This is a genomic window from Pseudomonas aegrilactucae (assembly GCF_019168305.1).
GTDB lineage: Bacteria > Pseudomonadota > Gammaproteobacteria > Pseudomonadales > Pseudomonadaceae > Aquipseudomonas > Aquipseudomonas aegrilactucae.
This window is the reverse complement of the sequence record NZ_JAHTBI010000053.1, coordinates 56,320-81,886: the sequence shown is the minus strand read 5'-3', so window position 1 is coordinate 81,886 and position 25,567 is coordinate 56,320. Positions and strand designations below refer to the sequence as shown.

Genomic DNA, 25,567 nt, shown 5'->3' with positions numbered 1-25,567 from the left:
GGCGCACAGCACGTTGCAGTCAATTGCAAAAATGATAGCGCCTGGCGCGAATTTCGCCGGCCTCTGGGTCTTGGTTGCGGGAGTGGTTGATGGTTCAGGCAAGCAGTCAGGCCGATACCGGGCATACAGCGGCAAAGCCGCTGAGCCTGTTGGTGGCGGCGGTCGGGGTAGTGTACGGCGACATTGGTACCAGCCCCTTGTATACCCTCAAGGAAGTCTTCGGCGGCGGTTATGGGGTGCCGGTCAACCATGAGGGTGTGCTGGGCATTCTGGCGTTGATCCTGTGGTCGTTGATCTGGGTGGTGTCGATCAAGTACGTGCTGTTCATCCTGCGTGCCGACAATCAGGGCGAGGGCGGCATCATGGCCCTGACCGCGCTGGCCCGACGGGCGGCAGCGCCGTATCCGAAACTGCGGACGGTACTGGTGGTGTTCGGCCTGTTCGGCGCTGCGCTGTTCTATGGCGACAGCATGATCACCCCGGCCATTTCCGTGCTGTCGGCAGTAGAAGGCATGGAGCTGGCGTTCGATGGCATCGATCACTGGGTGATCCCGGTGGCGCTGATCGTGCTGGTGGCGCTGTTTCTGATCCAGAAACATGGCACTGCGCGCATCGGCATTCTGTTCGGGCCAGTGATGGTGGCCTGGTTCCTGGTGCTGGCAGCGCTGGGTGTGCACGGGATCCTGCAGCATCCCGAGGTGCTCCAGGCACTCAATCCGGTCTGGGCGGTGCGCTTTTTCATCGTTCATCCCGGGATGGGCGTGGCGATCCTCGGTGCGGTGGTGCTGGCGCTGACGGGCGCCGAGGCGTTGTACGCCGACATGGGCCACTTCGGGCGCAAGCCGATCGCGCGGGCCTGGTTCGCCCTGGTACTGCCGGCGCTGGTGCTCAACTACTTTGGCCAGGGTGCATTGCTGCTGGAAAATCCGGAAGCCGCGCGCAACCCGTTCTACCTGCTGGCACCGGCCTGGGCGCTGGTGCCGCTGGTGGGGCTGGCCACGCTGGCGACCGTGATCGCGTCGCAGGCGGTGATTTCCGGGGCCTTCTCCCTGACCCGGCAGGCGATCCAGCTCGGCTATGTGCCGCGCATGCAGATCCAGCACACCTCCAGTGACGAGCAGGGCCAGATCTACATCGGCGCGGTGAACTGGTCGCTGATGGTCGGGGTGATCCTGCTGGTGTTGGGCTTCGAGTCGTCCGGGGCGCTGGCGTCGGCCTACGGTGTGGCCGTGACCGGGACCATGCTGATCACTACCATCCTGGTCTCGGCGGTGATGCTGCTGCTGTGGAAGTGGCCGCCGCTGCTGGCGGTGCCGATCCTGCTGGGCTTCCTGTTCGTGGATGGCCTGTTCTTTGCCGCCAACGTGCCCAAGGTGGTGCAGGGCGGGGCCTTTCCGGTGCTGGCGGGGATTGCGCTGTTCATCCTGATGACCACCTGGAAGCGCGGCAAGCAGATTCTGGTGGAGCGCCTGGACGAAGGCGCGCTGCCGTTGCCGGTCTTCATCAGCAGCATGCGTATCCAGCCGCCGCATCGGGTCGAGGGCACTGCGGTATTCTTGACCGCGCGTTCCGACGCCGTGCCGCATGCCTTGCTGCACAACATGCTGCATAACCAGGTGCTGCACCGCCAGGTGGTGCTGCTGACGGTGGTCAACGAAGACTCGCCACGGGTGCCGCCGCAGCGCCGCTTTGAAGTGCAAGGGTATGGCGAGGGGTTCTATCGGGTGATTCTGCATTTCGGTTTCATGGATGAGCCGGACGTACCGGCAGCCCTGAAACTGTGCCATCTGGACGAGCTGGACTTCAGCCCGATGCGCACCACCTATTTCCTCAGCCGCGAGACGGTGATCGCTTCCAAGCTGGTAGGGATGTCGCGCTGGCGCGGTGTGTTGTTCGCGTTCTTGCTGAAGAATGCCAACGGTAATCTGCGCTTCTTCAACCTGCCTTTGAACCGGGTGATCGAACTGGGTACGCAGGTGGAGATCTAGCGGGCTTGCGGCCCCTTTCGCTGGCAAGCCAGCTCCCACAGGGACAGCAGTGATCTCAAGACCTGCACTCTCCTGTGGGAGCTGGCTTGCCAGCGAAGCTTTTTATTGCTCAGCGACGCTGGACTTTCCCTGGCGCGTCTCGATGCCGCTGATCAGGCGCTTGGCCAGCGCCGGATAGTTCTCGTCGAAATGGTGCCCGCCTGGCAACTCCAGGCGTTCGCCCACGGCGCTGTGCTCGGTACAGCCGCTCTCGTCGGCCTCTTCCTTGCCATAGATGCACAGCACCTTGCCCGCAGGCATCTTCGCCAGTTCCGGCCCGGTCGGTGCCTCCTTGCCAGCGTTACCCAGCCAGCCCTCCACCTCGATCTCGAAGCTGCCGCTGCGCGCAAACGCCAGCAGGATGACCGCGTCCACGCGCTTCTGGTCTTCGGCCGGCAAGCGGTTGTAGATCGCCGGCAACACATCGGCGCCAAACGAATAGCCAGTCAGCACGAAACGCTTGGTACCCCATTTCTGCCGGTAGTGCTGCATCAGTTCGGACAGGTCCACCGCGCTCTGCTCCGGGGTCTTGTGCTGCCAGTAGTAGCGCAGGGTATCGATACCCACCACCGGGTAGCCGAGCTTGGCCATCTCGCCCGCCACGTCACGGTCCAGGTCGCGCCAGCCACCGTCACCGGAAAGGAACAGGGTCACGGTGTCGGTGGTCTGCCCGGCCGGCACTTCCACCACCGGGATGCTCAGGGCATTGCCGTCTGTACCCAGCAGTGCCTGGGTCAGCTGCGCCTTGAGTACCTGGGGCAAGTGGATGTCGTAGTCGCTGATGCTGGTCTGCGCATTGGCCTGGTCGCGCACGAAGGCGGCGCTGGCATCATCCGGGTTGTCGTTCCAGGCCACGTTCCAGTGGCCATGGGCTGCCGACGTGGGCAACGCTGTGCTGCAGCCGGGCTGTTCGAGGCTGAAGCCAACGGAAATGGCTTGCGCCTTGTCGTCCTGTTGCGTGGCCAGCCAGCGCCAGGCCAGCCCCGCGCCCGGCCCGATACCGGCCACCAGGGTGGGCGCGCCTTGCAGCTGTTGCAGGGCTTGCTGCAGCGACTGTTGCTGCAATGTGCAGTCGCTCGGCGGCAGGATCACCTGCACCAGTTGCGCGTCGGCGCTTTGGCTCAGGTCGAGCAATTGCTTGTCGCTCAAGGCCTGGTCTTGTGGTACGGCAACCGCCACGTGGGAGTTGGCCCGCGTACTGGGTGACACGCGCACCAGGTTGCTGCCATTGGCCAGGGTGAGGTGTTCCAGCTGCGCTTGCGGCGCGGGGCGGGCCCACAGCCAGAAGCCCAGCGCAGCGGCGAGCAGCGCCAGCAACAGGGCCGACAGTACATGAAGCCAGTAGCGTCGAATCATCAGCGTTTCACCAATCCGGTCAGGCCGCCTGCGATCAGGGCGGCGGTATCGGCCAATGCCACCAGGGGATCGAGCCCGGCGGGTACGGCCATATAACGGGGTTCCCAGTCAGGCTGGAACTTGTCCTTGAAGCGGCGCAGGCCCTGGAAATTGTAGAGCTGCTCGCCACGCTGGAACACCATCGAACCCAGGCGCTGGGTCAAGGGGGCGCCGCGACGTGGCTGCAGGCCCGACAGGGGCACCATGCCCAGGCTGAAGCGGGCGTAGCCATGCGCCTTGTAGTGCTGGATCAGGCCAACCATCAGGAACTCCATGGTCAGCTTGGGCGCCTGCGGGTGGGCGCGCATCAGGTCGAGGCTGGCCAGCTCCCGGCTGTGGGTCTCCAGCAGGTTGGCGAATGCCACCGGCTGGCCCTGGAAGCGGATCAGCGCAATGCGGAAGTGCTGCAGATAGTCGGGGCTGAAACGGCCCAGCGAAAAGCCTTTCTCGCGCACGTTCTTGCCTTGCAGCCAGGCGTCGGAAATCACCTTCAGTTCATCCAGCGGGGCCTGGCCGGGTTCGTGGATCTCCAGGCTCAGGCCGTCACGTGTGCCGCGGTTCCAGGTGTAGCGCAGGTCTTTCATCTCCTTGCCCTTGGCCTCGAGGTCGAAGCGCAGCAGGTCGACCCGTGCCTCCTCGCCCAGTTTGATCGCCGACAGGCCGATGTCCATGTAGAACGGCAGGTTCTCGGCGCGGACCTGGTAGAACACCGGGCGGGCGTGGTGGATATCGCACAGGTCGCGGAACTGCCAGATCATCTCGGCGCGGTGCTGCGGCGGGCCGATCGGGTCGTACAGTGCGACCAGGCTGCGGCCGCGACGTGCGTACATCAGGAAGGCATCGTCATTGGGGTGGAACAGCAGTGCCTTGTCACCGGTGAGGGCCAGGCCGCCGTCCGGCTGGTCGGAGTTCTGCAGGATGCGGCTGGCACGCTGCAGCTCTTCGCTGTCGGGCAGTTGGATGGTCGGGCGGGCCGTGCGCAACAACCAGGTCAGCGCCACGATCACCAGCAGCACCGCGCTGCCGAGCGCCGAGCGCAGGCCGCGGGGGGCATCGGCGTCCAGGGTGAACTGCCACCACAGCTGGTGGCTATAGGGGACGTCCTGATAGGCAAACAGCAATAGCCACACTGAAGCGCCCAGCACGCAGGCACTGGTCACCAGATAGACCGGCGAGAAAGGCAGTTCCAGCAAGCGGCTGGGGCGGTAGAACGAGCCGCGAAACGCGGCCAGCAGGCACGCAGTCAGCGTCAGCAGGCTGGCTTCTTCCCAGTCGAAGCCCTTGAGCAGCGACAGCAGGGCGCCCACCAGCAGCAGGATGGTGGTGAGAATCCACGCGGCCGACAGGCGTCGACGCAGGCCTTGGGCCAGCAGCAGGCACAGCACACCGATCAGGCTGGCACCAAAGTGCGAGGCGTCAATCAGGCGGTGCGGTACCAGAAAGCCCAGGTGTTGGAGGCGCGTATCGATTTCAGGTGTGGCACCGGAAAACAGCAGTACCACGCCGGACAGAAACACCAGCACCGCGAGCACCGGCGCAGCCAGCCCGGAGGCCACCTTGATGGCCTGGCGTGCGAACAGAAAACGCCGGGCTTCACTGGCCAGCAACACCACGCACGCCACCAGCAGTGGCAGCACCACGTAGATCAGGCGATACAGCAGCAGGGCGGCAGCCAATGGCGCAGCGCCCAGATGGTCGGCAAAGGCGGCCAGCAGGATCGCTTCGAATACCCCGACCCCCCCCGGCACATGGCTGAGCACCCCGGCTGCCAGCGCCAGCAGGTACACCAGCAGGAACGCACCGAAGGGCGGCGCTTCGGGCAACAGCAAGTACAGCACCGTGGCCGCCGCCACCACATCCAGCGCGGTGATCAGCAACTGCAGCAGGGTCAGGCGCGCACCAGGCAGGCGCAAGGTGCGCCGGCCGACGCGTACCAGCAGGTTATCGGCCAGAGGCTGTTCAGGCAGTCGACGACGATACAGTCCGTAGGCCAGCGCCAGGCTCAGGGCCAGGACGCCCAGGGCGATCGTTGCCAGCAGTGGAGCGGGCGTGCGTAGCGCAGCGGCGGCGGCGGGCAGGTTGCTCAAGGTCGCCAGCGCGGCCAGCGGCGGTAGGGCGCAGCCCAGTGACAGGCTGGCGAACAGGGTCATGCGGGCCACTTCCGCGCCGCCGATACCGTGGCGGGCATACAGGCGGTAGCGCACCGAGCCGCCCGACAGCAACGACAGCCCGATCGCGTTGCCAATGGCGAAGGCGCAGAACCCGCCCAGGGCCAGCGTCGGTCTGGGCAGTTGGACGCTGGCGTAGCGGCTTGCCGACCCTTCATAGCCCAGCAGGATGACAAAGCCGGCCACCGTGGCCAGCAGCGCGCCACCCAGCGCGGTTTTTGGCACGCTCAGCAGTGAGTCGTGCAGCGCATAGATGTCCAGTTCATTGAGCAGATGGCGGCAGGCGATCAGGGCAATGCCGAACAGCAGCAAGGTCACCGCCAGGCCGATCGGCTGGCGATAACGGCTGAGCAGCTCCAGCCAGCGCAGGCGATGCGGGGCAATCGGTTGGGCGGCGGTGATGGGGGTGTCGGCTTCAGGCGTTTGCGGGCGCATCAATCACCTCGTGGATTGTGCGCAACTGGACGATGTATCCGGCCAAGGTACCAATCCCTATGGAAAAATAGTGTCTGAATCTTACTCGCGATCAGACCGATCCGTGCCCATCAGGATAGTTAAAGAAGTTTCATGCTGTCGGGGCGAGGCGAGGAATAGAGGTGGGCAGGGAGGGCGGGGAGAGGACTTTTCGCGGGATGCAAAAAAGGCCACTTTTTTCAAAGTGGCCTTTTCTGTTGTTTGGTTGCGGGAGCCGGATTTGAACCGACGACCTTCGGGTTATGAGCCCGACGAGCTACCAGACTGCTCCATCCCGCGTCTGTGGGGCGGATTCTACAGCGTACAGCGAGGCTGTCAATCCTTAATTGTTGATTTAAAACAAAAACCTGCTTCTGACCCAATTGCAGGCAACAAAAAAGGCCACTTTTTTCAAAGTGGCCTTTTTTGTTGTTTGGTTGCGGGAGCCGGATTTGAACCGACGACCTTCGGGTTATGAGCCCGACGAGCTACCAGACTGCTCCATCCCGCGTCTGTGGAGTGAATTCTACAGATATATCGGGACGTGTCAACCGCTAAAAACCAGAAATCCTTTTTTGTTCAATTGCTTAGCGCTCGTAAACAGGTTGCGGGGCAGGCTGGCCGGGGCTTGCAGGGCATTTGTGGGGTGCCATGGCAGCGTTGGTGCACCCACCGGGCGTGAATGAGATACTGCGCGTACGAATCAACGGTAGCCACGGTCATCCATGTCTCAGCGCAAGATCATCCATATCGACTGCGATTGTTTCTACGCGGCCATCGAGATGCGCGACGATCCCCGCCTGGCCGGCAAGCCTTTGGCAGTGGGTGGCTCGGCCGAGCGGCGTGGGGTGATTGCGACCTGCAACTATGAGGCACGTGCCTTTGGCGTCCGCTCGGCGATGTCCTCGCACCATGCGTTGAAGCTGTGCCCGGACCTGGTCATCGTCAAGCCGCGCATGGATGCCTATAAAGAGGCATCGCGGGAAATCCACAATATCTTTCGCGAGTACACCGAGCTTATCGAGCCGCTGTCGCTGGATGAAGCCTACCTGGATGTGTCTGACAGCCCGCGGTTCGCGGGCAGCGCTACACGCATTGCCGACGATATTCGCCGCCGCGTTGCGCAGCGCCTGCATATAACAGTGTCGGCGGGCGTGGCGCCGAACAAGTTTCTGGCCAAGATCGCCAGTGACTGGCGCAAGCCCAATGGGCTGTTCGTGATCACGCCCCCCGAGGTCGAGGATTTCGTCGCCGCCTTGCCGGTCAGCAAGCTGCATGGCGTAGGCAAGGTCACGGCAGACAGGCTCGGGCGCCTGGGCATCGTCAATTGCCTGGATTTGCGCGAGTGGGAGCGGCTGGCGCTGGTGCGCGAGTTCGGCAGTTTTGGTGAGCGCCTGTATGGCCTGGCGCGGGGTATCGATGAGCGGGCGGTGCACAATGACAGCCGGCGCCAGTCGGTGAGTGTCGAGAATACCTACGACGCTGACTTGCCGGACCTGGCCAGTTGCCTGGAAAAACTGCCCGAGTTGCTTGAGTCATTGAGTGGCCGTATGGCGCGCATCGACAACAGCTACCGCCCGGGCAAGCCGTTCGTGAAGGTCAAGTTCCATGACTTTACCCAGACCACCCTGGAGCAGGCGGGGGCAGGGCGTGACCTGGAAAGCTATCAGCAGTTGCTCAGCCAGGCCTTTGCGCGTGGCGCCAAGCCGGTCAGGTTGCTGGGGATAGGCGTGCGTCTGCAGGATCTGCGCGGGGCACATGAACAGTTGGAGCTGTTCGCGCCCCAGTGAAACCGAAAGCACCGAGGGCGATGCTTTCGGTTTGCGGGAGGGCGATTACTGTGCGCCGGGGTCGGCCACCAGACGGCCGGCATCCTTGGTCAGCGACTTCAGAAACTCCTGTTGCAGCTCCGGATCGTTGCGGGTCAGCTCGATCAGGCTCTGCTCCAGCTCGCTGGCTTCCTCTTCCAGGCCCAGCTCCGACAAGCGCTTGACCCGATGGACCCACTGGCCGACTTCATCGTCTTCCAGGTCGTCGTAGATCAGGTCGTGGGCTTCCACCAGTTTGCCGCGCAGGGTAGAGCTGAGCAGCAGGCTGGCGTCGGCGCGTACGCTGTTGTCTTCATCGGCTACGGCCAGATGCAGGGTGCCAACGTGGGTAAGGTTCTGTTCGGTGAACGGGCTGTCGAGCAGGTTCAGGCGCAGCACCCCGTTGCGATCGGTGGTCAGCTCGTGGGTGAGCTTTCCCGCCTTGACCTCGACCGGGCGTTCGCTCCACGGCAGGCTGGTGTACTCCTGACGTTTGTCCTTCTGCACTTCGGTGATGCCCGCCAGGTTCTGCTGCGCTCGGCCGTTGGACTGTGCGTTCATGAACGGGTTGAGCCCGGCGAAGCCATAGCTGAGCCAGTCATGGGTGACGCTGTCAGGCAGGTTGCCCAGTGCGAACACGTTGACCACGTTGGCCCCCACACCCGCCACCACGGCTACCGCGCCCAGCGGGATCTCGTAGAGTTCGCGCCAGGGTTGGTAGGGCGTATAGCGGTCGTAGCGACGGGTCACTTCGAATTCGGTCACTTCGAAGTTCTTCTGCTCGTGGATGCGTACACGTCGTTGCGGCAGCTCGAGTACCTTCGGCTCTCCGACATCGATCTGCAGGCTGTGCTCGAGCAGCTTGCGCTCGATTCGCTCCTCGTGCTCGCTGCGCTGGGACATCTGATTGGCGCAGCCGCTGAGGAGTACGGCGCCGCACAAGGCGGCGCCTCCGAAGGTCATTCGCTTGAACATGTCTACTCTTGTGTTGGCTATCAGCGACGGATACGGGCTTGCAGAAACGACAGCACCTCGGCCACGGGCAAGGCCTGTGCCTCGCTGTCCTTGCGGTACTTGTACTCCAGGTTGCCATCGGCCAGGCCACGGTCACTGACCACGATCCGGTGCGGGATGCCGATCAGTTCCATGTCGGCGAACTTGATACCGGGGCTGGTTTTCTTGTCGCGATCATCCAGCAGCACTTCGAAGCCTGCGGCGGTCAGCTCGGCATAGAGCTTGTCGGTGGCTTCGCGCACTTCGGCGGTTTCGTAGCGCAGCGGTACCAGGGCGACCTGGAAGGGGGCCAGGCTGTCGCTCCAGATGATGCCCTTGTCGTCGTAGTTCTGCTCGATGGCGGCGGCGACCACGCGTGATACACCAATGCCGTAGCAGCCCATGGCCAGGGTCACCGGCTTGCCGTTCTCACCCAGCACCTGGCACTTGAGTGCCTCGCTGTACTTGGTACCCAGCTGGAAGATGTGCCCGACTTCGATGCCGCGCTTGATCATCAGCGTGCCCTTGCCGTCCGGGCTCGGGTCGCCGGCCACGACGTTGCGCAGGTCGGCGATTTGCGGTACTGGCAGGTCGCGCTCCCAGTTCACGCCGAAATAGTGCTTGTCGTCGATGTTGGCGCCAATGCCGAAGTCGCTCATGAATGCTACCGAGCGGTCGATGATGCACGGCAGCGGCAGGTTCAGCGGGCCCAGGGAGCCGGCGCCGGCGCCGATGGCGTCACGCAGTTCGGCATCGCTGGCCATGACCAGCGGGCTGGCCACCTGTGGCAGGTTGGCTGCCTTGATTTCGTTGAGCTCGTGGTCGCCACGTACGATCAGCGCGATCAGCTTGCCTTCTTCGGCCGCATGCACGATCAGGGTCTTGACGGTGCGCTCGATCGGAACGCCGTAGCCTTCGACCAGCGCCGCGATGGTTTTCGCGTCCGGGGTGTCGACCAGGCGCAGTTGCTCGGTGGGCGCAGGGCGCACGGTTTCCCGTGGTACAGCCTCGGCCTTCTCGATGTTGGCGGCGTAGTCGGAGCTGTCGCTGAAGATCACATCGTCTTCACCGGATTCGGCCAGTACGTGGAACTCATGCGACCAGCTGCCACCGATCGAGCCGGTGTCGGCCTGTACGGGGCGGAAATCCAGGCCCAGGCGGGTGAACACGTTGCAGTACGCCTGGTGCATGCGGTCGTAGGTTTCTTGCAGCGATGCCTGGTCGGCATGGAAGGAGTAGGCGTCCTTCATGATGAATTCGCGACCGCGCATCAGGCCGAAGCGCGGACGGATCTCGTCGCGGAACTTGGTCTGGATCTGGTACATGTTCAGCGGCAGCTGTTTATAGCTGCTCAGCTCGTTGCGCGCGAGGTCGGTGATCACTTCCTCGTGGGTGGGGCCCACGCAGAACTCGCGACCGTGGCGATCCTTCAGGCGCAGCAGCTCCGGACCATACTGTTCCCAGCGGCCGGATTCCTGCCACAGCTCGGCGGGCTGGATGGCTGGCATCAGCACTTCCAGGGCGCCGGCAGCGTTCATTTCCTCGCGCACCACGGCCTCGACCTTGCGCATCACACGCAGGCCCATCGGCAGCCAGGTATAAAGGCCGGATGCGAGCTTGCGGATCATGCCGGCACGCAGCATGAGCTGGTGGCTGATCACGACGGCGTCGGAAGGGGTTTCTTTCTGTGTGGCGAGCAAATATTGACTGGTGCGCATGGTAGGCCGTTGTCGGTTGCTTAACTGAAATGACCCCGCATTGTACGGGGGCGATTCGGTGGCGTACAGGATGGTGGCGCCGGAAACTGCGCCAAGTGTATCAGCGCAAAAGAAAAAGCCCGGCAGGGCCGGGCTTTTTCGAGCTGGGGTCCGTGAGCCGCAAGGCTTACAGGATGCTCAGCGGGTACTCCACGATCAGGCGCAGCTCGTCCAGGGACGGTGAACCATACACGTTGTCCGAGGAGCGGTAGGTAGCCTGGCGAACACGGAAGCTCAGGTCTTTGGCCGGGCCGTCCTGCAGCACGTACTTGGCCTCGATGTCGCGCTCCCATTCCTTGCCGTTGGAGGTGGTTGCGACGTTGGCACCCTCACCATGGGCGTAGCGGGTCATGAAGCTCAGGCCTGGTACACCGAAGGTTGCCATGTTGATGTCGTAGCGTGCCTGCCAGGATTTCTCGTCTTCGGCGTTGAAGTCCGAACGGGCAATCGAGTTCAGCAGGAAGACGGTGCCGCCACCGTCCACGCCGTAGGCATAGCCGCCATCACCACTGATGCGCTGGTGACCGACGGTGAAGGTGTGGGCGCCGATGGTATAGGCTGCCGACAGGCTGAATGCACGGTTGTCGAGCTTGTCACCGTCGTAAGCGCGGCTTTTGTTGGCGCCATCACCTTTGGTGTCATAGATGTTGAAGTCGAATACCAGGCCTTGCTCGTCGCTGATCGGTAGGCTCCAGTTCAGGTTGCCGTAGTACTTGCGCCAGTAGTCTTCGACCTTGGAGTAGTAGAGGCTGGTGCTCAGGCCGTCGGTGATGGCATAGCTACCACCCAGAACGTCTGCCTTGGTCAGGCGGGCGCTGTCGCGGTTGGTTTGTTCCTGATTGGTCAGGCTGGTGAAGCGACCGGCGTGCAGGGTCAGGCCCTTGATTTCTTCGCTGGTGAACAAGCCGCCTTGGGCCATTTCTGGCAGCAGCCGGCTGTCGTCGGTGGCAAAAACCGGCAGTGCGGTGAACTGGTCACCTACTTTCAATACAGTGTTGGAAACGCGGAATTTGACCGCGCCACCGCCCTTGGAGTAATCGTCCTGGGAGCGGCCGTCGGAGCCGGTAGGGAACAGGCCGGTATCAGCCGTGCCCTTGCCGCCATCCAGTTTCAGGCCAAGCATGCCGATGGCATCAACGCCGAAACCGACGGTGCCCTGGGTGAAGCCGGACTCGAACGTGCCAAGGAAGCCCTGGCCCCATTCACGGGCATAACTTTTAGTCGGGCCAGGCGCGCCGTTATTGCGATAGTCACGGCTGAAATACAGGTTACGAAGTTTGACGTTCAAGCTGCTGTCTTCAACAAACCCCTTGGATTCATCCTGCGAAGACGCCATGGCCAACTGCGAGGTGCCTGCCGCTACGGCCAGTGCGATTATGCTCCACTTCATCACGCGCATCGTGATTTGCTCCTTTGGTTTTTAGGAAGATTGCTGCCATGCCCCTTGGTTTTTTTATGGGGCGGCTCTTTCTTGTTTGAGTCGGCGAAAGGTATATCACGCTGACTGTTGTTGGCGATACTTGCGAAACGAACCTTTCGGTAACTCTACGGTCACGTCGCAAACGGTTAAGTCCCTGTCGCAAATTACGTCCCGGCACTGCCGGCTCGCTCAACTCCAGCGCTGTTTCGCAGGGCATAAGGGCTGTTGGAAATCGCTAAGCCCTTGATGCCAAAACTCCCTGGTTACCCGTGCAGCTGTTGTTTTTGTCGCCGTGCGCTTGCCTATGCAGGCGCCGTGCCGACGTTCCCGAGTGAGAATGCAACAAGCGTGCTCAACCATGCCTGGCATTGATGAAATTTTCACATTTGTTCATTCGAAACGGGTTTGGTGCTGCAAAACCGGGGGTGCAAAGACGTTTTCGTTTGCCTGGAGATGCCGTTATGGAATAAGTGAAAAGCCGACTTCACAGTCAACTCGTTACCGATTTGGAGGGCAAGTGGGTAGTTTCCGACAAGGCGTCGCACTTATTGGGTTCGCCTGGCGCTATTTTGGTGCGAAAAGTAGCGTTCTGTTACCGACGGGGGTGTTGGCGTTGTGGCAGATGCTGGTGCCGTGCGGCATTTGGCGGGCCAAAACGGGGCGTCTGCTGAACTGCGTCATGTCGTTCATGCCAGGTGTGTCGATCGGGAGTATCCTTGCAGGCATGGCTCGCCGGGCGCGGGCATCAAAGAAATGCGAGGAGATGGCCTGTGTTTGTTCTGGATTCATGTTTGCATCACGACACTGTTGCGCTGGGGGATTTTCCTCTTTGCCGTCTGTTACTTAGTAAGGATGCTAACTATCCATGGTTCATTCTGGTGCCGCGCCGTCGGGCCATCAGTGAAGTGTTTCAACTTGAGGAGAAGGAGCAGAAGCAACTCTGGGAGGAGACCACGTTGCTGGCCAAGTTGCTCGACAAGCTGTTCGTTGCGGACAAGATGAATATCGCGACGCTGGGTAATGTCGTCAGGCAGTTGCATATGCATGTGATTGTGCGGCGTGAAAGTGATGCAGCCTGGCCTGGGCCAGTCTGGGGTAGCCAGCCGGCGCTGGCCTATGCGCCTGAGGAGCTGGCGCATGTGCGCCGTGTGGTCGAGCGTGAGCTTGGCAATCATCTTCAACCGATCGAGGCCTGAACCATGACCCTTGAAGCGCGGGTTACCGAGCTGGAGAGCCGGCTTGCATTCCAGGACGACACATTGTTGGCGTTGAATGATGTGCTGGTTGAGCAGCAGCGGGTGGTGGAGCGGCTGCAATTGCAGATGGGGGCGCTGCTTAAGCGTTATGAGGAGATGGTGGGGCAGTACGAGTCCAGCGACGAAGAGGCGCCGCCGCCACATTATTGAAAATGACTCGCCCGCCGTGGCCTGCGCTGTGGCTGTGGCTGTAGATCTTGATCTTTCCGTCCCCCAGTAAGCCGCTGTAGGGGCGCAAAGGTGCCTGGGCATCGATACACCTGCTGGATATGTACACGATCAGCAAATATCCGCTTGCGTGAATATCCAGAATTTTCTGGATATTCAAGGCCGCCTTCCGCTCTTGCAGCGGGTCACTTTTGCAAAGGACGCAAAAGTAACCAAGAAGTCCCCGGCCCAACATACGGCCCTGCGCTTCGCTCCGGGTTCCCTCCCTCCGCACCTGCTCCGTGGGGCCGCACCGCACGGGCGTCCCTGCCCGTCGGCGCTTTCCGGGCCATCCATGGCCCTACACCCCACTACGCAGGCGCTCCACTCGGCCTCCTGACGGGCCGGACAATCAAGATCTACAGCAACAGCAACAGCAACAGCAACAGCAACCGCGGTACCGCGGGCGTAAAAAAACCGCGAGCGGTCGTGAGACCGTCGCGGTTTTTCATGTGACGATCAGCGCCGCGGCGCCGCAATCACATCCTCAGCCTGCAAACCCTTGTCCCGGTTCATCACCGAAAACTCCACGCGCTGGCCCTCGACCAATACCCGATGACCCTCGCCACGGATCGCACGAAAGTGCACGAAGATGTCATCCCCAGAATCACGCGAGATGAAACCAAAACCCTTGGAGGTGTTGAACCACTTCACGGTACCTGTATCGCGGTTGCTCATGTCGTACGACGCCGCCGGGCTGCGGGCTCGTCCCACTTTGGCCAGGCCCGCCAGCAGGTGCAGCAGCACCGCGAGCAGTACGCAGGCCATTGCCCCGACATTGCCAAGCTCCGGGCGCGCCAGCAGCGTGACTGCCTGCACGATCACCGCCAGTACCAGCAGGCTGCTGGCAGCCTGTTGCAGGTAGTGACGCGCGCCACGGTAGTGCTGGGGCAGTACAGGGGCCAGCGTCAGGTTGAGCAGGCCGAACAGGGCCAGGTAAATGGCGTCCGGTTGCTGCAGGAAAGGGACGGCTTCGCCCCTCAGGCTGGGTATCAGGGACAGCAGCAAGGCAGCTGCGCCCGTCAACAGATGAACGATCTTGAACATGGTGGTTTGGCTCACATTTTATTAAGGCATATCACAGGAAGAGCTGAACCCACGGTGCGCAGTTACCGATGAGGCGCCAAAGCGCAGGTACAGCCTATGCGCCACTGCCCGAAAAATACGCAATGACGGCACGCTGCCTATTTAACCGCAAAGCCGGGGGGTTCTCAAATCAGCTGGTCGCCCTGCCGCCACCAGCTGCTGCGCTGTGTCGCAGCGAAGCCCGGCAAACGGGGCTGCAGGCGTGTGCAACTCTTGGTACAGTGCCTGCCAGCGTGTTGATCTGACATCACAGGAAGGAAATGTACATGGCAATTGATATTGGTATCAGTGAAGAAGATCGCAAGTCCATCGTCGACGGGCTGTCGCATCTGTTATCGGATACGTATGTACTGTACTTGAAGACCCATAACTTTCACTGGAACGTCACCGGGCCGATGTTCAATACATTGCACTTGATGTTTGAAGGGCAATACAACGAACTCGCACTGGCCGTGGATGCGATTGCCGAACGTATTCGTGCCCTGGGCTTCCCGGCACCGGGCACCTATTCCACCTATGCCAAGTTGTCCTCGATCAAGGAAGAGCCGGGCGTGCCGGCTGCCGAAGAGATGATCAAGCAACTGGTCGATGGCCAGGAAGCGGTCGTGCGTACCGCGCGCAGCCTGTTCCCGCTGCTGGACAAGGTCAGCGACGAACCCACTGCCGACCTGCTCACCCAGCGCATGCAGGCCCACGAGAAAACAGCGTGGATGCTGCGCTCCTTGCTGGCAAAGTAAGCCGCTAGCCGCTCGTCGGCAGCGTCCCGAGCATTGAACAGGCCCGAGCCCGCGCAACAAGAGGGTTCGGGCTTTTTCATGTCAGGCACAGTGCAGCAGGTGTTTCAAGGGAAGGTTTTCTGCAGGTTTAATGGACCAATCAAACTAAGGTTACTTCCTACACTTTGTGGGTGAGGGGTCTGCTGGTTCGTCTGCGTTGATCAGCGCTTTATAGACAGGCACCTGGAATAACACTGTTCCGGGGTTGAACTTCCTGTCAGTCAAAGCGTGGTAAGAATATGTCGCGAGTTGTGAATGAAGGTGCGCACGCCCCGGGAAAACGTCAGGGTGACGCGATCGATCCTTTTCAGGCCGATTTCAACATGGGGCTGGCCCGCCCTCTGTCACGTTCGGTGCGCCTCAACGGATTTGCCACGTGCTTGCGCCTGGAGGAGGTCTACTGGAAAATCCTCGAGCGCATTGCCGCCGCCAATCACTGCACGGTCAATTCATTGTTATCCCATGTCGACCGCGAGGTGCACCTGCGCCATGGCGGGGTCAAGAATTTCAGTGGTCTGGTACGGGTGATCTGCGTGGTCTATCTGCTGGGCGGTACCAGCGCGGCCTGAGCCATTGGTGCGCTGGGAGGCTGGGCAGGCTGCACAGCCCTCCTTAACCATATATAATCTCGCTTTTTGCTGCGGGGCGTGGCCCGCGCAGTGGTCAACGAGATACGCCAATGCCACTTTACGACTATCAATGCGCTGCCTGCAGCCACCAGATGGAGGCGCTGCAGAAGATCAGCGCAGCGCCGCTGACCGATTGCCCGGCCTGCCAGGCGCCAGCCCTGAAAAAGCTGATCTCGGCCCCAGGTTTCCGCCTGGGCGGCACGGGTTGGTACGAGACCGACTTCAAAACCGGCTCGAAAAAGAACCTGGCGGGCGCCGACAAGGCCGACTGAGTTGAACTGAACTGCCAGGCTCTTGCACTATGGGCCCCCCTGGGTCTGCAAGGCCTTTACCGAATTCACGAATCACGAGAAGCGAAACCACCATCATGATGCGCAGCCATTATTGCGGCCAACTGAACGAGAGCCTGGACGGTCAGGAAATTACCCTTTGCGGTTGGGTCCATCGTCGTCGCGACCACGGCGGGGTGATCTTCCTCGATATCCGTGATCGCGAAGGCATGGCCCAGGTCGTGTTCGACCCGGACCGCGCAGAAAGCTTCGCTGCCGCCGACCGCGTGCGCAGCGAGTACGTGGTTAAGATCACCGGCAAGGTACGCCCGCGTCCTGCCGGTGCGGTCAACGCCAACATGGCCTCTGGCGCCATCGAAGTGCTGGGCTACGAGCTTGAAGTGCTGAACGAAGCGGAAACCCCGCCGTTCCCGCTCAACGAATACTCCGACGTGGGTGAAGAAACCCGTCTGCGCTATCGCTTCATCGATCTGCGTCGCCCGGAGATGGCCGAGAAACTGCGCCTGCGCTCGCGCATCACCACCAGCATCCGTCGTTTCCTCGACGAAAACGGCTTCCTGGACGTCGAAACGCCGATCCTGACCCGGGCCACCCCGGAAGGCGCGCGTGACTACCTGGTGCCAAGCCGTACCCACGCTGGCAGCTTCTTCGCACTGCCGCAATCGCCTCAGTTGTTCAAGCAACTGCTGATGGTCGCCGGCTTCGATCGCTACTATCAGATCGCCAAGTGCTTCCGTGACGAAGACCTGCGTGCCGACCGTCAGCCAGAATTCACCCAGATCGACATCGAGACCAGCTTCCTCGATGAGTCCGAGATCATGGGCCTGACCGAAAGCATGATTCGCAAGCTGTTCAAGGAAGTACTGGACCTGGAGTTCGGCGACTTCCCGCACATGACCTTCGAAGAAGCCATGCGTCGCTATGGTTCCGACAAGCCGGACCTGCGCAACCCGCTGGAACTGGTCGACGTTGCCGATCAGTTGCAAGCGGTGGATTTCAAGGTGTTCAGCGGCCCGGCCAACGATCCGAAGTGCCGCGTTGCCGCACTGCGCGTACCGGGCGGGGCGAGCATGCCGCGCAGCCGTATCGACGAGTACACCAAGTTCGTCGGTATCTACGGTGCCAAGGGCCTGGCGTACATCAAGGTCAACGAGCGCGCCAAGGGCGTCGAAGGTCTGCAGTCGCCGATCGTCAAGAACATCCCCGAGGCCAACCTGAACGTGATTCTCGATCGCGTGGGTGCGGTCGATGGCGACATCGTGTTCTTCGGCGCCGACAAGGCCAAGATCGTCAGCGAGGCCCTGGGCGCGCTGCGTATCAAGGTCGGCAATGACTTCAACCTGCTGACCTGCGAATGGGCACCGATGTGGGTCGTCGACTTCCCGATGTTCGAAGAGAACGACGACGGCAGCTTCACCGCGCTGCACCACCCGTTCACCGCGCCCAAGTGCTCGCCTGAAGCGCTGGAGGCCAACCCGGCCACCGCACTGTCGCGTGCCTACGATATGGTGCTCAACGGTACCGAACTGGGTGGCGGCTCGATCCGTATCCACCGCAAGGAGATGCAACAGGCCGTTTTCCGCCTGTTGGGTATCGAAGCGGCAGAACAGGAAGAGAAGTTCGGCTTCCTGCTCGACGCCCTCAAGTTCGGCGCACCGCCACACGGTGGCCTGGCCTTCGGTCTGGACCGCCTGGTCATGCTGATGACCGGCGCCCAGTCGATTCGTGAAGTGATCGCCTTCCCGAAAACCCAGAGCGCGGCCTGCGTCATGACCCAGGCCCCTGGCCTGGTCGATGCCAAGGCCCTGCGTGAGTTGCACATTCGTCTGCGCGAACAGCCCAAGGCTGAGTAAGCGGACCCGGGGCGCATCCAGTTGGATGCGCCTTTGCGTTACGGCACGCCGATTTGATTGCCCACGCCGCGGGTTGACCGGGCGGGGGCGTGGTTTTGTTTCAAGGATTTTTGGAGTCGGATATGGCGGGTCATTCCAAGTGGGCGAACATCAAGCACCGCAAAGAGCGCCAGGATGCCAAGAGAGGCAAGATCTTCACCAAGTGGATTCGTGAGCTGACGGTTGCCGCCAAGCAAGGCGGCGGCGACCCGAACTCCAACCCGCGCTTGCGTCTGGCCCTGGACAAGGCGCTGGGTGCCAACATGAGCCGCGACATCATCGATCGGGCCGTGGCCCGCGGTGCTGGCGCGACCGAGGCCGACAACGTCGAAGAGCTCAGCTACGAGGGCTACGGCCCGGGTGGCGTGGCCGTGATGGTCGAGGCCATGACCGACAACCGCAACCGTACCGCGGCGGCCGTGCGGCACGCCTTCAGCAAGTGCGGCGGCAACCTGGGCACCGATGGCTCGGTGGCCTACCTGTTCGAGCGCAAGGGGCAGATCAGCTTTGCCGCAGGCGTCGATGAAGATGCGCTGATGGAAGCGGCGATGGAAGCCGATGCGGACGACGTGGTCAGCAACGAAGACGGCTCGTTCGACGTGTTCACCTCCTTTGCCAGCTTCTATGCAGTGCGCACCGCGCTGGAAGCGGCCGGCTTCAAGGCGGCGGATGCAGAAATCGTGATGCAGCCCACCACCAGTGCCGAGCTGGACCTGGAAGGTGCGCAAAAGGTACTCAAGCTGATCGACATGCTTGAAGACCTGGATGATGTACAGAACGTCTACTCCAACGCCGAGATTCCTGACGAGGTCATGGAGCAACTCGGCTAAGGTTTCAGTGCTGGCGTACTCGAGGCCGGATCCGTCTGCAGGTGCACTGAGCGCCTGGGGTGGGTCCGGCTTCTGTCTTTTCAACGGCGCACCCATGCGTCATTTTTTGTGCAGGCGTTATGACTCTGATTCTTGGTATTGACCCCGGCTCGCGGATTACCGGCTATGGTGTGGTGCGTCATACCCCACGTGGCTGCGAGTACGTGGCCTCCGGCTGCATACGCACCGGCAGCGGCGAACTGCCAGAGCGCCTGCAGATCGTGTACCGGGGCGTGCGCGAGATCATTCGCCAGCACGGGCCGGTGACCATGGGTATCGAGCGGGTGTTCATGGCGCGCAATGCCGATTCGGCGCTCAAGCTCGGGCAGGCGCGTGGCGCGGCGATCGTGGCGGCGGCCGAAGAGGGGCTGGAGATTGCCGAGTACAGCGCCACCCAGGTCAAGCAGGCGATCGCCGGCACCGGTGGTGCGAACAAGGAGCAGGTGCAACTGATGGTGATGCACCTGCTCAAGCTGACCCAGAAGCCGCAGATCGACGCCTCGGATGCCCTGGCCATCGCCATGTGCCACGCGCACACTCGCTCCAGCCTGGTGGCTCACGGGCTGGGGGCTGCACGCAGCCGTAGCGGCCGCCTGCGGCTCTGATAGCATCATCGGCTAACATAATTTCGCTTGCCGGCTACCGCCTGCTTGCAATCATGGCGACTGGCGGCGGGCTTGACCGGCCCGGCGCCCTGGATAAAGGACCTGAACGTGATTGGACGTTTGCGCGGCACCCTGGCTGAAAAGCAGCCGCCGCACCTGATTGTCGATGTCAACGGCCTTGGCTATGAGCTGGAAGTGCCGATGACCACGCTGTATCGCCTGCCCAAGGTGGGGGAGGCGGTGACCCTGCATACCCATCTGGTGGTTCGCGAGGATGCGCATCTGCTGTACGGTTTTCACGAGAAGCGCGAGCGCGAGCTGTTTCGCGAACTGATCCGCCTCAATGGCGTAGGCCCCAAGCTTGCCCTGGCATTGATGTCGGGCCTTGAGGTCGACGACCTGATACGCTGCGTGCAGGCTCAGGACACCTCGGCGCTGGTCAAGGTGCCAGGGGTTGGCAAGAAGACCGCCGAGCGCCTGCTGGTGGAGCTCAAGGACCGTTTCAAGGCCTGGGAAACCGCGCCGAGCCTGTTTACCCTGGTGTCCGATGGCCCGCAGCCGGTGCCGACCGTCTCCACGGCCGAAACCGATGCGGTCAGTGCGCTGATTTCGCTGGGCTACAAGCCGCAAGAGGCCAGCCGCGCGGTGGCGGCCATCGATGCCAAGGGCCTGAGCAGCGAAGAGCTGATCCGGCGCAGCCTCAAAGGGATGATTTAAGTGATCGAAGCCGACCGACTGATAACCGCCACCGGGCGTGACCGCGAAGAGGTCCAGGACCGGGCCATCCGCCCGCTGCGCCTGGACGAGTACATCGGCCAGCCGGTGGTGCGCGAGCAGATGGCGCTGTTCATCCAGGCCGCGCGCGGGCGCAGCGAGTCGTTGGACCATACGCTGATCTTCGGCCCGCCGGGCCTGGGCAAGACCACCCTGGCCAATATCATCGCCCAGGAAATGGGCGTGTCGATCAAGAGCACCTCGGGGCCGATCCTGGAGCGTCCGGGTGACCTGGCAGCGCTGCTGACCAATCTCGAACCTCACGATGTACTGTTCATCGATGAGATTCACCGGCTTTCGCCGGTGGTCGAAGAGGTGCTGTACCCGGCCATGGAAGACTTCCAGCTGGACATCATGATCGGCGAAGGGCCGGCAGCACGCTCGATCAAGCTCGACCTGCCGCCGTTCACCCTGGTCGGCGCCACCACACGCGCCGGCATGCTCACCAACCCGCTGCGCGACCGTTTCGGTATCGTGCAGCGCCTGGAGTTCTACAACACCGCGGACCTGGCGACCATCGTCAGCCGGTCGGGCGGGATTCTCGGGTTGCCCATCGAAGACGAGGGCGCCTTTGAAATTGCCCGCCGCGCCCGTGGCACGCCGCGTATCGCCAACCGCCTGTTGCGCCGCGTACGCGATTACGCCGAAGTGCGTGGCAAGGGTGACATCACCAAGGCCATTGCCGATCTTGCGCTCAACCTGCTGGATGTCGACGAACGTGGTTTCGACCACCAGGACCGGCGCCTGCTATTGACCATGATCGAGAAATTCGACGGTGGCCCGGTGGGCGTAGACAGCCTGGCGGCGGCGATCAGCGAAGAACGCCACACCATCGAGGATGTGCTCGAGCCGTACCTGATCCAGCAGGGCTACATCATGCGTACCCCGCGCGGGCGGGTGGTCACCCGTCACGCCTACCTGCACTTCGGCCTGAACATCCCCAACCGGATGGGCGAGGCAGCGGGCAGCGAGGGTTTTTCCGCACCGCCCGATGAATGACAGATTTATCCGGCCGATTCGTGGTCCTATCGGCGAACACGCACGGGTCGCGCTGGCAATACGACATAATCCGTCAAAAACAGTTGGTGGGGCGGATTGGCAAGCTGAGGAGTTAGCACTAGAGTATGCGCGCGCAAAATGGGGTTGAGTCGTTCGCACATCGCTGTCGCGTCTATTACGAGGACACGGATGCGGGCGGCGTGGTGTATTACGTCAATTATCTGAAATTCATGGAGCGTGCCCGCACCGAGCGGCTGCGCGAGCTGGGCTTTGCCCAGTCTGCAATGGCAGAACAGAACACCTTGTTCGTCGTTCATTCCAGCGAGGCGCGCTACCACGCGCCGGCCCGCCTGGACGATGAATTGCGGGTCACCGCACAAGTGCTTGAATTGAATCGCGCCAGCCTGCGCTTTGTGCAGCAGGTGTGGCGCGAACGTGATGCAACGCTGCTCTGCGAAGGGCAGTTCCTGGTGGCCTGTGTGCGCGCCGATACGTTCAAACCCCGAGCCATCCCCCCTGAGCTGCGTGCAGCCTTTATTGCGGCGGATGGTGCGGGTACACAATCAAAAGCAGGAGATTAAGCGTGGAAGCTAACGTCGTCGACCATACCTCCATGTGGAGCCTGGTCAGTAATGCCAGCATCGTGGTGCAGCTGGTAATGCTGATTCTGGTGGCCGCATCGGTGACCTCATGGATCATGATTTTTCAACGCAGCACCATGCTGCGTGCCGGTCGTCGTGCGCTGGAAAGCTTCGAGGAGCGCTTCTGGTCGGGTATCGACTTGTCCAAACTGTACCGTCAGGCCGGCAGCAACCCGGACCCGGACTCGGGGGTGGAGCAGGTCTTCCGCGCCGGCTTCAAGGAGTTCTCGCGCCTGCGCCAGCAGCCGGGTGTCGACCCTGATGCGGTGATGGAAGGCGTTGGCCGGGCCATGCGCGTGGCCATCTCGCGTGAAGAAGAGAAGCTGGAGCAGAGCCTGCCATTCCTCGCCACCGTCGGTTCCACCAGCCCGTACATCGGCCTGTTCGGTACTGTATGGGGCATCATGAACTCCTTCCGCGGCCTGGCATCTGCCCAGCAGGCGACCCTGGCCACCGTGGCCCCGGGCATCGCCGAAGCGCTGATCGCCACCGCGATCGGCCTGTTCGCCGCGATTCCGGCAGTTATTGCCTACAACCGTTTCGCTGCGCGCAGTGAAGTCTTGATCGGCCGTTACTACACGTTCGCCGACGAGTTCCAGGCCATCCTGCACCGTAAAGTGCACACCAGCGAAGAGTGATCAGGTAAAAGCCCATGGCTCGAGTTCGACACAAACGCAAGCCGGTCGCCGAGATGAACGTGGTGCCTTACATCGATGTGATGTTGGTGCTGCTGGTCATCTTCATGGTGACCGCACCGATGCTCAATCAGGGCGTGAAGGTCGACCTGCCCAAGGTTTCCAGCGAAGCCTTGCCGCAGGACAACAACGTCCAGATCCTTACCATTTCGATCAAGGCCGACAAGACCTACTTCTGGAACCTTGGCAGCGAAGTCGACACCGAAAAGCAGATGGACAAGGCCATGACCTTGCCGCAGATGACTGACGCTGTGACCAAGATCATCGCCGCCGGGCGCGACCAGGGCAAGCAGACCCAGGTCTTCATCCGTGGTGACAAGTCCGTCGACTATGGCGCCGTGATGGGCGCCATGGGCGGTTTGCAGAAGGCCGGTGTCGGTAACGTCGGCCTGATTACCGAGGCGCCCTGATGCAACAGCGAGAGCCATCCGCCTCGGAAAGCTATTTCTGGCCCAGTGTCTGGGCCATCGCGCTGCACGTTCTGGTGTTCGGCATGCTGTTCGTCAGTTTTGCCATGACCCCGGAGCTGCCGCCGGCCAAGCCTATTGTCCAGGCGACCCTGTACCAGCTGAAGTCCAAAAGTCAGGCCACCACCCAGACCAATCAGAAGATTGCGGGTGAAGCGAAGAAAACCGCTGCGCGCCAGACCGAAGTCGAGCAGATGGAGCAGAAAAAGGTCGAGCAGCAGAAGCAGGAAGCGGTGAAGGCTGCGGAACAAAAGAAAGAAGAGGCTGCTCAAAAGGCCGATGAGGCCCGCGAGGCCGCTGAAGCCAAGAAGGCTGACGAGGCGAAGAAGGCGGACGAGGCCAAAAAGGCCGATTCGGCCAAGAAAGCCGAGGAAGCCAAGAAGGCCGAAGAGAAACAGCTGGCCGATGTCGCCAAGAAGAAGGCCGAAGAGGAAGCCAAGAAAACGGCAGCCGAAGAGGCCAAGAAGCAGGCGGCAGAAGATGCCAAGAAAAAAGCCGCCGAGGATGCCAAGAAAAAGGCAGCCGAGGACGCGAAGAAAAAAGCGGTAGCTGAAGAGGCCAAGAAAAAGGCCGCTGAAGACGCCAAGAAGAAAGCTGCAGCCGATGCGGCCAAGAAAAAGTCAGCAGAAGCGGCGCGCAAAGCGGCGGAAGACAAGAAAGCCCAGGCCCTGGCCGAGCTGCTGTCCGACTCCACCGAGCGTCAGCAGGCGCTGGCAGACGAGCAGGGTGACGAGGTGGCCGGCGATTTCGACGACCTGATCCGTGCCCGTGCAGCCGAAGGGTGGGCCCGTCCTCCTTCAGCGCGCAAGAACATGACAGTGGTACTGCAGATTGGCATGTTGCCCGATGGCACCGTGACCACGGTGAGCGTTGCACGCTCCAGTGGTGATGGTCCGTTCGACGCCTCTGCCGTGGCAGCGGTCAAGAACATTGGTCGACTGACCGAAATGCAGGGCTTGAAACCGAGCGATTTCAATCCCTATCGTTCATTCAAGATGACATTCACACCTGAGGATCTAGCCTTGTGATTAACCTTCTTAGAGGACTGCTGGTTGTTCTCTGCTGCGCAGCAGGGATGGCCGTTGCAGAAGAAAAGAACATCCTGGTCACCAGCGGCAGTGACCGTGCCACGCCGATCGCGGTCGTGCCGTTCGCCCTGCAGGGCGGCAGCGTGCTGCCCGAAGACATGGCCGATATCATCGGCAATGACCTGCGCAACTCCGGCTACTACTCGCCGATCCCGCGCCAGAACATGATCAGCCAGCCGAGCCAGGCCAGCGAGATCATCTTTCGTGACTGGAAGGCGCTGGGGGCCCAGTACGTGATGGTCGGCAGCATCGTGCCGTCGGGCGGTCGCCTGCAGGTGCAATATGCGCTGTTCAACGTTGCTACCGAGCAGCAAGTGCTGACGGGTAGCGTTTCGGGCAGCACCGATCAGTTGCGCGACATGTCGCACTACATCGCCGACCAGTCGTTCGAAAAGCTCACCGGCATCAAGGGCGCGTTCTCCACGCGCATGCTCTACGTGACTGCCGAGCGTTTCTCCAAGGACAGCACGCGCTACACCCTGCAACGCTCGGACTATGACGGCGCTCGCGCCGTGACCCTGCTGCAGTCGCGCGAGCCGATCCTGTCGCCGCGCTTTGCGCCCGATGGCAAGCGCATTGCCTATGTGTCGTTCGAACAGCGTCGCCCGCGCATCTTCGTGCAGCACATCGATACCGGTCGCCGTGAGCAGATCACCAACTTCGAAGGCCTCAACGGTGCGCCTGCCTGGTCGCCGGATGGCTCGCGCCTGGCGTTCGTGCTGTCCAAGGACGGCAACCCGGACATCTATGTGATGAACATGGCGTCGCGTCAGCTGTCGCGCGTCACCGCGGGCCCGGGTATCAATACCGAGCCGTTCTGGGGCAAGGATGGCTCGACCATCTATTTCACCTCTGATCGTGGCGGCAAGCCACAGATCTACAAAACCAGCGTTTCGGGTGGTGGTGCCGAGCGTGTAACTTTCGTGGGTAACTACAACGCCAACCCTAAACTGTCGGCGGATGAAAAGACCCTGGTGATGATCCATCGCCAGCAAGGTTTCACCAACTTCAAGGTGGCCGCGCAAGATTTGCAGCGAGGAAGTGTAAAAATCCTCTCAGAAACAAGTCTTGATGAGTCACCCACTGTTGCGCCCAACGGCACCATGCTAATCTACGCCACCCGCCAGCAGGGCCGGGGAGTCTTGATGCTCGTCTCTCTCAACGGACGCGTGAGGCTCCCGCTTCCTACCGCTCAAGGCGAAGTCAGAGAACCGTCCTGGTCCCCTTACCTGAACTGACGCGGCGCTTTACGTTGTACTTAACACATTGGGG

At 61.7% G+C, this 25,567-nt stretch carries 23 protein-coding genes and 2 tRNA genes; 17 read left to right on the top strand and 8 right to left on the bottom strand.

Annotated features, from left to right (window positions below):
- Positions 1-89 precede the first annotated feature (89 nt).
- Positions 90-1,988 carry a potassium transporter Kup gene (locus tag KUO17_RS15895; protein ID WP_217976489.1) on the top strand — a complete coding sequence of 633 codons (1,899 nt, stop codon included), beginning with the start codon at positions 90-92 and terminating at the stop codon, positions 1,986-1,988.
- 102 nt (positions 1,989-2,090) lie between these two features.
- Here KUO17_RS15895 and KUO17_RS15890 read toward each other — a convergent pair whose 3' ends face one another.
- The 4 genes from KUO17_RS15890 to KUO17_RS15875 form a co-directional block, all read right to left on the bottom strand.
- Positions 2,091-3,383, bottom strand: coding sequence for a virulence factor family protein (locus KUO17_RS15890; RefSeq protein WP_217976488.1), 1,293 nt, complete (start codon positions 3,381-3,383; stop codon positions 2,091-2,093).
- Positions 3,383-6,025, bottom strand: coding sequence for a bifunctional lysylphosphatidylglycerol flippase/synthetase MprF (mprF, locus tag KUO17_RS15885; protein WP_217976487.1), 2,643 nt, complete (start codon positions 6,023-6,025; stop codon positions 3,383-3,385). Before mprF ends, KUO17_RS15890 begins: the two co-directional genes overlap by 1 nt.
- Positions 6,026-6,266: 241 nt before the next feature.
- Positions 6,267-6,343, bottom strand: a tRNA-Met gene (locus KUO17_RS15880).
- A gap of 134 nt (positions 6,344-6,477) precedes the next feature.
- A tRNA-Met gene (locus tag KUO17_RS15875) sits at positions 6,478-6,554 on the bottom strand.
- 214 nt (positions 6,555-6,768) lie between these two features.
- Between KUO17_RS15875 and dinB the strand changes: the two genes are divergently transcribed.
- A complete protein-coding gene (gene dinB / locus KUO17_RS15870) occupies positions 6,769-7,833 on the top strand; it encodes a DNA polymerase IV (RefSeq protein WP_217976486.1) in 1,065 nt (354 codons plus the stop codon).
- Between the two features lie 45 nt (positions 7,834-7,878).
- Here dinB and KUO17_RS15865 read toward each other — a convergent pair whose 3' ends face one another.
- The 3 genes from KUO17_RS15865 to KUO17_RS15855 all read right to left on the bottom strand — a co-directional run bounded on the left by KUO17_RS15865 (position 7,879) and on the right by KUO17_RS15855 (position 12,000).
- Positions 7,879-8,826: a YceB family lipoprotein gene (locus KUO17_RS15865; protein ID WP_217976485.1), complete on the bottom strand. Its 948-nt coding sequence runs from the start codon at positions 8,824-8,826 to the stop codon at positions 7,879-7,881.
- A gap of 20 nt (positions 8,827-8,846) precedes the next feature.
- Complete coding sequence (locus KUO17_RS15860; protein WP_217976484.1) at positions 8,847-10,562, bottom strand: proline--tRNA ligase; 1,716 nt, start codon at positions 10,560-10,562, stop codon at positions 8,847-8,849.
- A gap of 166 nt (positions 10,563-10,728) precedes the next feature.
- Entirely contained in the window at positions 10,729-12,000 is a 1,272-nt protein-coding gene (locus tag KUO17_RS15855; RefSeq protein WP_217976483.1) for an OprD family porin, read from the bottom strand.
- Positions 12,001-12,791: 791 nt separating this feature from the next.
- On the opposite strand from KUO17_RS15855, the gene KUO17_RS15850 reads away from it, so the two are divergent.
- Both KUO17_RS15850 and KUO17_RS15845 read left to right on the top strand, forming a co-directional pair.
- Positions 12,792-13,217, top strand: a complete 426-nt coding sequence (locus KUO17_RS15850) for an HIT domain-containing protein (protein WP_217976482.1) — start codon at positions 12,792-12,794, stop codon at positions 13,215-13,217.
- Positions 13,218-13,220: 3 nt separating this feature from the next.
- Positions 13,221-13,427 carry a SlyX family protein gene (locus KUO17_RS15845; protein ID WP_217976481.1) on the top strand — a complete coding sequence of 69 codons (207 nt, stop codon included), beginning with the start codon at positions 13,221-13,223 and terminating at the stop codon, positions 13,425-13,427.
- A 516-nt stretch (positions 13,428-13,943) separates the two neighbouring features.
- Here KUO17_RS15845 and KUO17_RS26905 read toward each other — a convergent pair.
- Entirely contained in the window at positions 13,944-14,531 is a 588-nt protein-coding gene (locus tag KUO17_RS26905) for a cold shock domain-containing protein membrane protein (protein WP_217976480.1), read from the bottom strand.
- Positions 14,532-14,836: 305 nt separating this feature from the next.
- Between KUO17_RS26905 and KUO17_RS15835 the strand changes: the two genes are divergently transcribed.
- The 13 genes from KUO17_RS15835 to tolB all read left to right on the top strand — a co-directional run bounded on the left by KUO17_RS15835 (position 14,837) and on the right by tolB (position 25,533).
- Positions 14,837-15,307, top strand: a complete 471-nt coding sequence (locus KUO17_RS15835; protein ID WP_043864248.1) for a Dps family protein — start codon at positions 14,837-14,839, stop codon at positions 15,305-15,307.
- Positions 15,308-15,585: 278 nt separating this feature from the next.
- On the top strand, positions 15,586-15,915 hold the full coding sequence (locus KUO17_RS15830) for a ribbon-helix-helix domain-containing protein (protein WP_217976479.1): 330 nt from the start codon (positions 15,586-15,588) through the stop codon (positions 15,913-15,915).
- Between the two features lie 110 nt (positions 15,916-16,025).
- A complete protein-coding gene (locus KUO17_RS15825) occupies positions 16,026-16,247 on the top strand; it encodes an FmdB family zinc ribbon protein (protein ID WP_217976478.1) in 222 nt (73 codons plus the stop codon).
- Positions 16,248-16,342: 95 nt separating this feature from the next.
- Positions 16,343-18,118, top strand: a complete 1,776-nt coding sequence (gene aspS / locus KUO17_RS15820) for an aspartate--tRNA ligase (protein ID WP_217976477.1) — start codon at positions 16,343-16,345, stop codon at positions 18,116-18,118.
- 122 nt (positions 18,119-18,240) lie between these two features.
- Positions 18,241-18,987 carry a YebC/PmpR family DNA-binding transcriptional regulator gene (locus KUO17_RS15815; protein WP_217976476.1) on the top strand — a complete coding sequence of 249 codons (747 nt, stop codon included), beginning with the start codon at positions 18,241-18,243 and terminating at the stop codon, positions 18,985-18,987.
- Between the two features lie 119 nt (positions 18,988-19,106).
- The gene (ruvC, locus tag KUO17_RS15810; RefSeq protein ID WP_163942628.1) at positions 19,107-19,631 is read left to right on the top strand and encodes a crossover junction endodeoxyribonuclease RuvC; all 525 of its coding nucleotides are present in this window, start codon (positions 19,107-19,109) and stop codon (positions 19,629-19,631) included.
- A gap of 108 nt (positions 19,632-19,739) precedes the next feature.
- Positions 19,740-20,348, top strand: a complete 609-nt coding sequence (gene ruvA / locus KUO17_RS15805) for a Holliday junction branch migration protein RuvA (protein ID WP_217976475.1) — start codon at positions 19,740-19,742, stop codon at positions 20,346-20,348.
- Positions 20,349-21,404: a Holliday junction branch migration DNA helicase RuvB gene (gene ruvB, locus KUO17_RS15800; protein WP_217976474.1), complete on the top strand. Its 1,056-nt coding sequence runs from the start codon at positions 20,349-20,351 to the stop codon at positions 21,402-21,404.
- A 125-nt stretch (positions 21,405-21,529) separates the two neighbouring features.
- Positions 21,530-21,985, top strand: a complete 456-nt coding sequence (gene ybgC / locus KUO17_RS15795; protein WP_217976473.1) for a tol-pal system-associated acyl-CoA thioesterase — start codon at positions 21,530-21,532, stop codon at positions 21,983-21,985.
- A gap of 2 nt (positions 21,986-21,987) precedes the next feature.
- Positions 21,988-22,683 (top strand): protein TolQ, encoded by a 696-nt coding sequence (gene tolQ, locus KUO17_RS15790; RefSeq protein ID WP_043864241.1) that lies wholly within the window; start codon positions 21,988-21,990, stop codon positions 22,681-22,683.
- Positions 22,684-22,697: 14 nt separating this feature from the next.
- Positions 22,698-23,150, top strand: a complete 453-nt coding sequence (gene tolR / locus KUO17_RS15785) for a protein TolR (protein ID WP_163942616.1) — start codon at positions 22,698-22,700, stop codon at positions 23,148-23,150.
- Entirely contained in the window at positions 23,147-24,235 is a 1,089-nt protein-coding gene (gene tolA, locus KUO17_RS15780; protein ID WP_217976529.1) for a cell envelope integrity protein TolA, read from the top strand. Before tolR ends, tolA begins: the two co-directional genes overlap by 4 nt.
- Positions 24,236-24,282: 47 nt before the next feature.
- Positions 24,283-25,533 carry a Tol-Pal system beta propeller repeat protein TolB gene (tolB, locus tag KUO17_RS15775; RefSeq protein ID WP_187697402.1) on the top strand — a complete coding sequence of 417 codons (1,251 nt, stop codon included), beginning with the start codon at positions 24,283-24,285 and terminating at the stop codon, positions 25,531-25,533.
- The last annotated feature ends 34 nt before the right edge of the window (positions 25,534-25,567 follow it).

What these genes read in the sequence shown, in the direction of transcription:
- KUO17_RS15895 (WP_217976489.1), top strand. Translation starts at nt 90, where the DNA reads ATGGTTCAGGCAAGCAGTCAGGCCGATACCGGGCATACAGCGGCAAAG.
- KUO17_RS15890 (WP_217976488.1), bottom strand. Translation starts at nt 3,383, where the DNA reads ATGATTCGACGCTACTGGCTTCATGTACTGTCGGCCCTGTTGCTGGCG.
- mprF (WP_217976487.1), bottom strand. Translation starts at nt 6,025, where the DNA reads ATGCGCCCGCAAACGCCTGAAGCCGACACCCCCATCACCGCCGCCCAA.
- dinB (WP_217976486.1), top strand. Translation starts at nt 6,769, where the DNA reads ATGTCTCAGCGCAAGATCATCCATATCGACTGCGATTGTTTCTACGCG.
- KUO17_RS15865 (WP_217976485.1), bottom strand. Translation starts at nt 8,826, where the DNA reads ATGTTCAAGCGAATGACCTTCGGAGGCGCCGCCTTGTGCGGCGCCGTA.
- KUO17_RS15860 (WP_217976484.1), bottom strand. Translation starts at nt 10,562, where the DNA reads ATGCGCACCAGTCAATATTTGCTCGCCACACAGAAAGAAACCCCTTCC.
- KUO17_RS15855 (WP_217976483.1), bottom strand. Translation starts at nt 12,000, where the DNA reads ATGCGCGTGATGAAGTGGAGCATAATCGCACTGGCCGTAGCGGCAGGC.
- KUO17_RS15845 (WP_217976481.1), top strand. Translation starts at nt 13,221, where the DNA reads ATGACCCTTGAAGCGCGGGTTACCGAGCTGGAGAGCCGGCTTGCATTC.
- KUO17_RS26905 (WP_217976480.1), bottom strand. Translation starts at nt 14,531, where the DNA reads ATGTTCAAGATCGTTCATCTGTTGACGGGCGCAGCTGCCTTGCTGCTG.
- KUO17_RS15835 (WP_043864248.1), top strand. Translation starts at nt 14,837, where the DNA reads ATGGCAATTGATATTGGTATCAGTGAAGAAGATCGCAAGTCCATCGTC.
- KUO17_RS15830 (WP_217976479.1), top strand. Translation starts at nt 15,586, where the DNA reads ATGTCGCGAGTTGTGAATGAAGGTGCGCACGCCCCGGGAAAACGTCAG.
- KUO17_RS15825 (WP_217976478.1), top strand. Translation starts at nt 16,026, where the DNA reads ATGCCACTTTACGACTATCAATGCGCTGCCTGCAGCCACCAGATGGAG.
- aspS (WP_217976477.1), top strand. Translation starts at nt 16,343, where the DNA reads ATGATGCGCAGCCATTATTGCGGCCAACTGAACGAGAGCCTGGACGGT.
- KUO17_RS15815 (WP_217976476.1), top strand. Translation starts at nt 18,241, where the DNA reads ATGGCGGGTCATTCCAAGTGGGCGAACATCAAGCACCGCAAAGAGCGC.
- ruvC (WP_163942628.1), top strand. Translation starts at nt 19,107, where the DNA reads ATGACTCTGATTCTTGGTATTGACCCCGGCTCGCGGATTACCGGCTAT.
- ybgC (WP_217976473.1), top strand. Translation starts at nt 21,530, where the DNA reads ATGCGCGCGCAAAATGGGGTTGAGTCGTTCGCACATCGCTGTCGCGTC.
- tolR (WP_163942616.1), top strand. Translation starts at nt 22,698, where the DNA reads ATGGCTCGAGTTCGACACAAACGCAAGCCGGTCGCCGAGATGAACGTG.
- tolB (WP_187697402.1), top strand. Translation starts at nt 24,283, where the DNA reads ATGGCCGTTGCAGAAGAAAAGAACATCCTGGTCACCAGCGGCAGTGAC.